Source organism: Rhodobacter sp. Har01 (assembly GCF_020564565.1).
Taxonomy (GTDB): domain Bacteria; phylum Pseudomonadota; class Alphaproteobacteria; order Rhodobacterales; family Rhodobacteraceae; genus Pseudogemmobacter.
Window position 1 is genome coordinate 103,659 of the sequence record NZ_JAJCTD010000007.1, and the last position, 7,155, is coordinate 110,813.

3 protein-coding genes and 1 tRNA gene are annotated in these 7,155 nt (G+C 69.2%); all 4 read left to right on the top strand.

Annotation, left to right across the window (positions count from 1 at the left end):
- Positions 1-79: 79 nt before the first annotated feature.
- The 4 genes from LHP98_RS16630 to LHP98_RS16645 all read left to right on the top strand — a co-directional run bounded on the left by LHP98_RS16630 (position 80) and on the right by LHP98_RS16645 (position 6,814).
- Positions 80-1,720 (top strand): NAD(P)-binding protein, encoded by a 1,641-nt coding sequence (locus LHP98_RS16630; RefSeq protein WP_227253682.1) that lies wholly within the window; start codon positions 80-82, stop codon positions 1,718-1,720.
- Positions 1,713-5,330: a pyruvate:ferredoxin (flavodoxin) oxidoreductase gene (gene nifJ, locus LHP98_RS16635; protein WP_227253683.1), complete on the top strand. Its 3,618-nt coding sequence runs from the start codon at positions 1,713-1,715 to the stop codon at positions 5,328-5,330. Before LHP98_RS16630 ends, nifJ begins: the two co-directional genes overlap by 8 nt.
- Before the next feature lie 13 nt (positions 5,331-5,343).
- The gene (locus LHP98_RS16640; RefSeq protein WP_227253684.1) at positions 5,344-6,339 is read left to right on the top strand and encodes a dihydroorotate dehydrogenase-like protein; all 996 of its coding nucleotides are present in this window, start codon (positions 5,344-5,346) and stop codon (positions 6,337-6,339) included.
- A gap of 385 nt (positions 6,340-6,724) precedes the next feature.
- Positions 6,725-6,814, top strand: a tRNA-Ser gene (locus tag LHP98_RS16645).
- Positions 6,815-7,155 lie beyond the last annotated feature (341 nt).

Sequence of the window (7,155 nt, forward strand, 5' to 3'; positions counted from 1 at the left end):
TCTGGATCATGCCGGGGGCCGGGTCGCCGGCCTATCATCCCGGCGATCCGGCCAGCCGGTGGCAAGCGGAGGTGGGGCGATGAGCACGCGGCTTCGGGATTTCACGCCCTCGGTCGATCCTGCGGGCGCGCGCGGCACCGGGCCGGTGCGGCATCAGCATCCCGTCTATGTCACCCTGACCCCGCCCTGTGCCGCCGCCTGCCCGGCCGGAGAGGACATCCGCGGCTGGCTGGCGCTGGCCCAGGCCGGCCGCTTCCGCGAGGCCTGGGAGGTGCTGACGGCGGAAAACCCGATGCCCGCAGTGCATGGCCGGGTCTGCTATCACCCCTGCGAAGACGGCTGCAACCGCGGCGCGGTGGATGCGCCGGTGTCGATCCACGCGGTCGAGCGGTTCCTGGGCGACATGGCCACCGCCGAAGGCTGGGCCTTCAAGCCGATCCGGCCCGCAAGCGGCAAGCGGGTGCTGGTGGTCGGCGCCGGGCCGGCCGGGCTGTCGGCCGCCTATCACCTGGCGCGGCTGGGCCATGCGGTGGAGATTCGCGAGGCCGGGCCGGTGGCGGGGGGCATGATGCATTTCGGCATCCCGGCCTACCGGATGCCGCGGGCGGAACTGGCCGCCGACGTGGCCCGGATCGAAGCCCTGGGCGTGACGATCACGCTGAACCACAAGGTCACCGACCTGGCGGCGGAACAGGCCGCGGGGGGCTTTGACGCGGTGTTCCTGGCCATCGGCGCGGGGCTGGGCAAGCGGGTGGAAATCCCCGCCCGCGATGCCGCAAAGGTGCTGGACGCGGTCAGCCTGTTGCGCGACACCTCGGCCGAGGCGCCGCCGATGCTGGGGCGGCGCGTCATCGTCTATGGCGGCGGCAACACCGCGATGGATGCCGCCCGCACCGCCCGCCGGCTGGGCGCGGCCGAGACCATCATTGTCTACCGCCGCGACCGCGCCCACATGCCTGCGCATGGCTTCGAGGCCGACGAGGCGCTGGAAGAAGGCGTCAAGATCCGCTGGCTGACCACCATCCGCGAAATCTCGGGCAGCGAGATGCAGGTCGAGCGGATGGAGCTGGATGCCGAGGGCCGCCCGCAGCCGACCGGCGAGATCGAGACGCTGACGGCGGATGCCCTGGTGCTGGCGCTGGGCCAGCAGACCGACAGCGGGTTCCTGTCCCGCGTCCCCGGCATCGGTTTCACCCCCGACGGCACGGTGATCGTCGGCCCCGACATGATGACCGGCGCGCCCGGCATCTTTGCCGGCGGCGACATGGTGCCCAGCCAGCAATCGGTCACCATCTCGACCGGCCACGGCAAGCGCGCCGCCCGCCAGATCGACGCCTGGCTGCGCGGCGTCCCCTTGGCCGAGACCACCCCCGCCCCGGTGGTGGGTTTCGACATGCTGCACCTGCCGGTCTATTCCGACGCCGACCGCAGCGCACAGGACGAATTGGCCGAAGCCGCACGGATGGGCGGGTTTCAGGAAATCATCGCGGGTCTGGATGCGCGCGAGGCCACCTATGAGGCCGCGCGCTGCTATTCCTGCGGCGACTGTTACGAATGCGACAACTGCTATGCCGCCTGCCCCGAACAGGCCATCGTCAAGCTGGGCATGGGCGCGGGCTACCGCATCGACCTGACGAAATGCACCGGCTGCGCCTCTTGCTTTGAGCAATGCCCCTGCCATGCGCTGGAGATGGTGGCCGAGGAGAGTGCCGATGCGTGACCACACCGACGCCCCCGCCGCCCCGGTTGCAGAACGTGCCACCATGGACGGCAACACCGCCGTCGCCCACATCGCCTATCGGGTGAACGAGGTTTGCGGGATTTACCCGATCACGCCTTCGTCCACGATGGCGGAACTGGCCGACGAATGGGCGTCGCGGGGCTTGCGCAACATCTGGGGCAATATCCCCGTCATCCAGGAGATGCAGTCCGAAGGTGGTGCTGCGGGCGCCGTGCATGGCGCGCTGCAGGCCGGCGCGCTGACCACCACCTTCACGGCCTCGCAGGGCCTGATGCTGATGATCCCCAACATGTTCAAGATCGCGGGCGAACTGACGCCCACGGTCTTTCACGTTGCGGCCCGGGCGCTGGCCACCCATGCGCTGTCGATCTTCGGCGATCATTCCGACGTGATGGCGGTGCGGCAGACCGGCTTTGCCATGCTGGCGTCAAACTCGGTGCAGGAGGCGCACGACATGGCGCTGGTGGCCCATGCCGCGACCTTGCGTGCCCGCGTGCCCTTCGTGCATTTCTTCGACGGCTTCCGCACCAGCCACGAGGTGAACACCCTGTCGCTGATCCCGGACGCGCAGATCCGGGCGATGATCGACGATGATCTGGTGCGCGCGCACCGGGCGCGGGCGCTGTCGCCGGAACACCCGGTGGTGCGGGGCACGGCGCAGAACCCCGACGTGTTCTTCCAGGGCCGCGAGGCGGCGAACCCCTGGCACGCCGCCGTGCCCGGGATCGTGGCCGAGGAGATGGACCGACTGGCCACGCTGACCGGCCGCCGCTACGGGCTGTGCGATTATGTCGGGCCGGCGGATGCCGAACGGGTGATTGTGGTCATGGGCTCGGGCGCCGAGGTGGTGCTTGAGGCGCTGGCCGTGCTGGCCGCGCAGGGCGAGAAGGTCGGCGCGCTGATCGTCCGGCTTTACCGGCCTTTCCCGGCGGCAGCGTTCCTGGCCGCGCTGCCCGCTTCGGCCAGGCGGATCGCGGTGCTGGACCGCTGCAAGGAACCCGGCGCGCCTGGGGAACCGCTGTATCTGGACGTGGTGGCGACCCTGGCCGAGGCGGCGGCGACGGCTGGCCGGGCGATGCCGCGGGTGATCGGCGGGCGCTACGGCCTGTCGTCCAAGGATTTCGACCCGGCCCAGGTCAAGGCGGTCTATGACGAATTGACCAAGGCCAGCCCGAAGACCGGCTTCACCGTCGGCATCACCGACGACGTGACGCATCTCAGCCTGCACGTCGACACCGGCTTTGACACCGAAGGCGCCGACATCGTCCGCGCCGTCTTCTACGGCCTGGGCGCCGATGGCACGGTGGGCGCCAACAAGGCCAGCGTCAAGATCCTGGCCGAGGAGGCCGGGCTCTACGCCCAAGGCTATTTCGTCTATGACAGCCACAAGTCCGGCGCCCAGACGGTATCGCACCTGCGCTTCGGGCCGCGGCCGATCCGCTCGCCCTACCTCATCCACTCGGCCAATTTCGTGGCCTGCCACCAGTTCGCCTTCCTGCAAAAGATCGACGCTCTGCGGCTGGCCGCCCCCGGCGCGACCTTCCTGCTGAACGCGCCCTGCGGGCCCGATGAGGTGTGGGACCGCCTGCCCCGCGCGGCACAGGCGGCGATCATCGCCAAGGGCCTGAAGCTGTGGGTGATCGACGCCAACCGGGCCGCGCGAGAGGTGGGGCTAGGGCGCCGCACCAACACCATCCTGCAGACCTGCTTCTTTGCCCTTTCCGGTGTCCTGCCGCGCGAAGACGCCATCGCCCGGATCAAGGCCAGCATCCAGAAGGCCTATGGCCGCAAGGGCCGCCGGGTGGTGGAACAGAACTGGGCTGCCGTCGATGGCGCGCTGGCGCGGCTTTACCAGGTGCAAGTCCCGGCCACGGTGACCAGCACCTTCGACCGCCCGCCGGCGGTGCCTGTCACTGCCCCCGACTTTGTCCGTCGCGTCACCGCCGCGATGATGGCGGATGAGGGCGACCTGATCCCGGTCAGCCTCTTGCCCCCCGACGGCACCTTCCCCACCGGCACCGCCGCCTGGGAAAAGCGCAACGTCGCCGACGAGGTGCCGGTCTGGCAGCCCGACCTCTGCATCCAGTGCGGCCAGTGCGGCTTTGTCTGCCCGCATGGGGTGATCCGGGCGAAATACTATGACGGCGGCCTGCTGACCGGCGCGCCCGACACCTTCAAGTCGGCCCCGGTGAACGCCCGCGGCTACCCTGGCGCGCGCTTCACCCTGCAGTTCCATGTCGAGGACTGCACCGGCTGCGCGCTTTGCATCGAGGCCTGCCCGGCCCGCAGCCCCACGGAACCGGGCCTCCGCGCGATCAACCTGGCCGACAAGGCGCCACTGGTCGAGGCGGAACGCGAGAACATCGCCTTTTTCCAGGGCCTGCCAGTAAACGAACGCGCCCGGGTCGATTTCGCCAACGTCCGCGGCGTGCAGTTCCTGGAACCGCTGTTCGAGTTCTCGGGCGCCTGCGCCGGCTGCGGCGAGACGCCCTACGTCAAGCTGCTGTCGCAGCTGTTCGGCGACCGCCTGATGGTGGCCAACGCCACCGGCTGCTCGTCGATCTATTCCGGCAACCTGCCCGTCACCCCCTGGACCAAGAACGCCGAAGGCCGTGGCCCGGCCTGGGCGAACTCGCTGTTCGAGGACAACGCGGAATTCGGCCTGGGCTTCCGGCTGGCGGCGGACAAGCATCTGGACCTGGCGCGCGACCTGGCGCAGGCGATGGCCCCCGACCTGGGCGAAGACCTTGTGCAGGCCATCCTAAGCGCCCCGCAGATCGCCGAAAGCGAGATCCGGGCGCAGCGGGAACGGGTTGCCACCCTGAAGACCCGCCTGCTGGCCCGGCAGGGCGACCCGCGGGCGCTGGACCTTCTGTCCGTGGTCGACCATCTGGTGCGCCGCTCGATCTGGATCGTCGGCGGCGACGGCTGGGCCTATGACATCGGCTATGGCGGGCTGGACCATGTGCTGGCCACGGGGCGCAACGTCAACATCCTGGTGATGGACACCGAGGTCTATTCCAACACCGGCGGCCAGGCCTCGAAGGCCACACCGCTGGGCGCCATCGCCAAGTTCGCCGCCGCCGGCAAGCGCACCGCGCGCAAGGATTTGGCGCTGCAAGCCGTCGCCTATGGCAATGTCTACGTGGCACAGGTGGCAATGGGCGCCAATCCGCAGCAAACCCTTCAGGCGTTTCGTGAGGCCGAGGCCTATGACGGGCCCAGCCTGATCCTGGCCTACAGCCATTGCATCGCGCATGGCTTCGACATCCGCAAAGGGCTTGACCAGCAGGACCGCGCCGTCGCCTCGGGCTACTGGCCGCTTCTGCGCTATGACCCGCGGCTGCACGGCACCGGCACGGCACCGTTCCGGCTGGATTCCCCTCGTCCGACGCTGCCGTTCAAGGACTATGCCTACAACGAGTTGCGCTATTCCGCGCTGGCCGCCATCCGCCCCGAAGAGGCGGCGGCGCTCTTGATCCAGGCGCAGCAGGCGATCCGCGACAAATACCGCAGCTATGAGGAATTCGCGCAGATGGACGCAGGCCCGGGGCCGTCGCTGGCCCTTGGGGCCGCGGCCAAGCTGTGACAGGAGGCAGACCATGGACCTGACCACACGCTATCTGGGGCTGACCCTGCCCAGCCCCATCGTGGCCTCGGCCAGCCCGCTGAACGCACGGCTGGAGACGCTCAAGGCCCTGCAGGGCTACGGCGCGGGGGCGGTGGTGCTGCCCTCGGTCTTCGAAGAGCAGTTCTGGCACGAACAGCACATCCTCGACCAGTTGATCGGCAACGGCGCCGAAAGCTTTGGCGAGGCGCAAAGCTTCTTTCCCGCCCAGGCCGCCTTTACCACCGACAGCGGCAATCAGGTGGCGCTGGCCGAAAAGGCCGCGGCGACGCTGGAGATTCCGGTGATCGCCAGCCTGAACGGCACCACCGACAGCGGCTGGACCGACCTTGCCCGCGACTTTCAGGATGCCGGCGTGGCGGCGATCGAGCTGAACGTGTTCCTGCTGCCCACCGACCTGACGGTCCCGGGCGCCGAGGTCGAACAACGCACGCTGGATGTGGTGGCGGCGGTCTGCGACACCGTGCAGATTCCGGTCGCGGTGAAGATCGGCCCCTATTTCAGCGCGCCGGGCCATATGGCACAGCGGATCGTGGCGGCGGGGGCGGCGGGCGTGGTGCTGTTCAACCGCTTCTACCAGCCCGACATCGACCCCGCGACGCTGAGCGTGGTGCCCAGCCTCGACCTGTCGACCCATGCCGAGATGCGGCTGCCGCTGTTGTGGATCGGGGTTCTGGCCGGGCGAACCAAGGGCTCGCTGGCCGCGACGACGGGGGTCGAGGGGCCCGAGGACGTGGTGCGCTACCTGCTGGCGGGGGCGGATGTGGCGATGACCACCTCGGCGCTGCTGCGGCACGGGCCGGGGCACATGGCCGTGCTGGTGCAGGGCCTGAAAGACTGGCTTGCCGCGCGGGGGCTGACCAGCCCCGACGCGGTCCGCGGCCGGCTGAGCCACGGCGCGCTGGCCGACCCCGAGGCCTATGAGCGGGCGAATTACATCAAGGTGATGCAAGGCTACGGCCGGGCCTGAACCGGCGCCGGCGCGCCGGGCGACGCCGAACCAGCGCGGGTTTGCTGCGGGCGCCGCAGGACGGATGGCGTTGCATCCCGGCGTCGGCCGAGCGCCTTTTCCGCATGCGCCACAGCGACCGCACCCGCGCCCCCGACCGGCAGCGCCCTCCCGGCCGCGGCGCGCCCCGGGGCAGGGGGGCAGTGTCATCGCACGCCGGCCCCCGGCCCGCCGCCGACAGCTGCACCGGCGGCAGGACCGACGCTGCTCTTTGGCAGCCCTGGCCCACCCCGCCGGGCCCCGCGAACTGCCGCATTTCCGCCGGATGCGGCCGCCCTTGGCGGCAGGGATTTCGGTCCGCAGCCCCCTTGCCGGTCTGCCGTCGACAGGCTAAGACCGCCGCCACGGACAGTTGGCCGAGTGGTCGAAGGCGCACGCCTGGAAAGTGTGTAGGCGGGGAACCGTCTCGAGGGTTCGAATCCCTCACTGTCCGCCATCAACCCCTTGATATCCCTTATCTTTCCGTTCCAGCGGGGAATTCTCCCCTGTTTCCGCGGGTTAGGTCGGTTTTCTGCTGGCGGAGACGCCACCAGCCTTCCCTGTTCTCCTCTTTTGCGCCGCGCGTCTCCGCAGCCCGCGTACCCCGTTCGGTTTGCTCGCGCGGCAACAACAGGGAATTATCAGGGATTTTTGATTTTCCAGGGCCAGTCTGGCGATTTTCCACCTGGAATCATCGCGCGTTTTCCGTGGGTTACGGCCAAATTCCCTGCTCCTCAGGAACAGGGAACTTAAATCAGCGGATCAGGGAATGAAATTCGGCCGAACAGGGAAAGAATT

Bases quoted from the DNA above. Each gene is read 5' to 3' on its own strand.
- LHP98_RS16630 (WP_227253682.1), top strand. From the start codon at position 80: ATGAGCACGCGGCTTCGGGATTTCACGCCCTCGGTCGATCCTGCGGGC.
- nifJ (WP_227253683.1), top strand. From the start codon at position 1,713: ATGCGTGACCACACCGACGCCCCCGCCGCCCCGGTTGCAGAACGTGCC.
- LHP98_RS16640 (WP_227253684.1), top strand. From the start codon at position 5,344: ATGGACCTGACCACACGCTATCTGGGGCTGACCCTGCCCAGCCCCATC.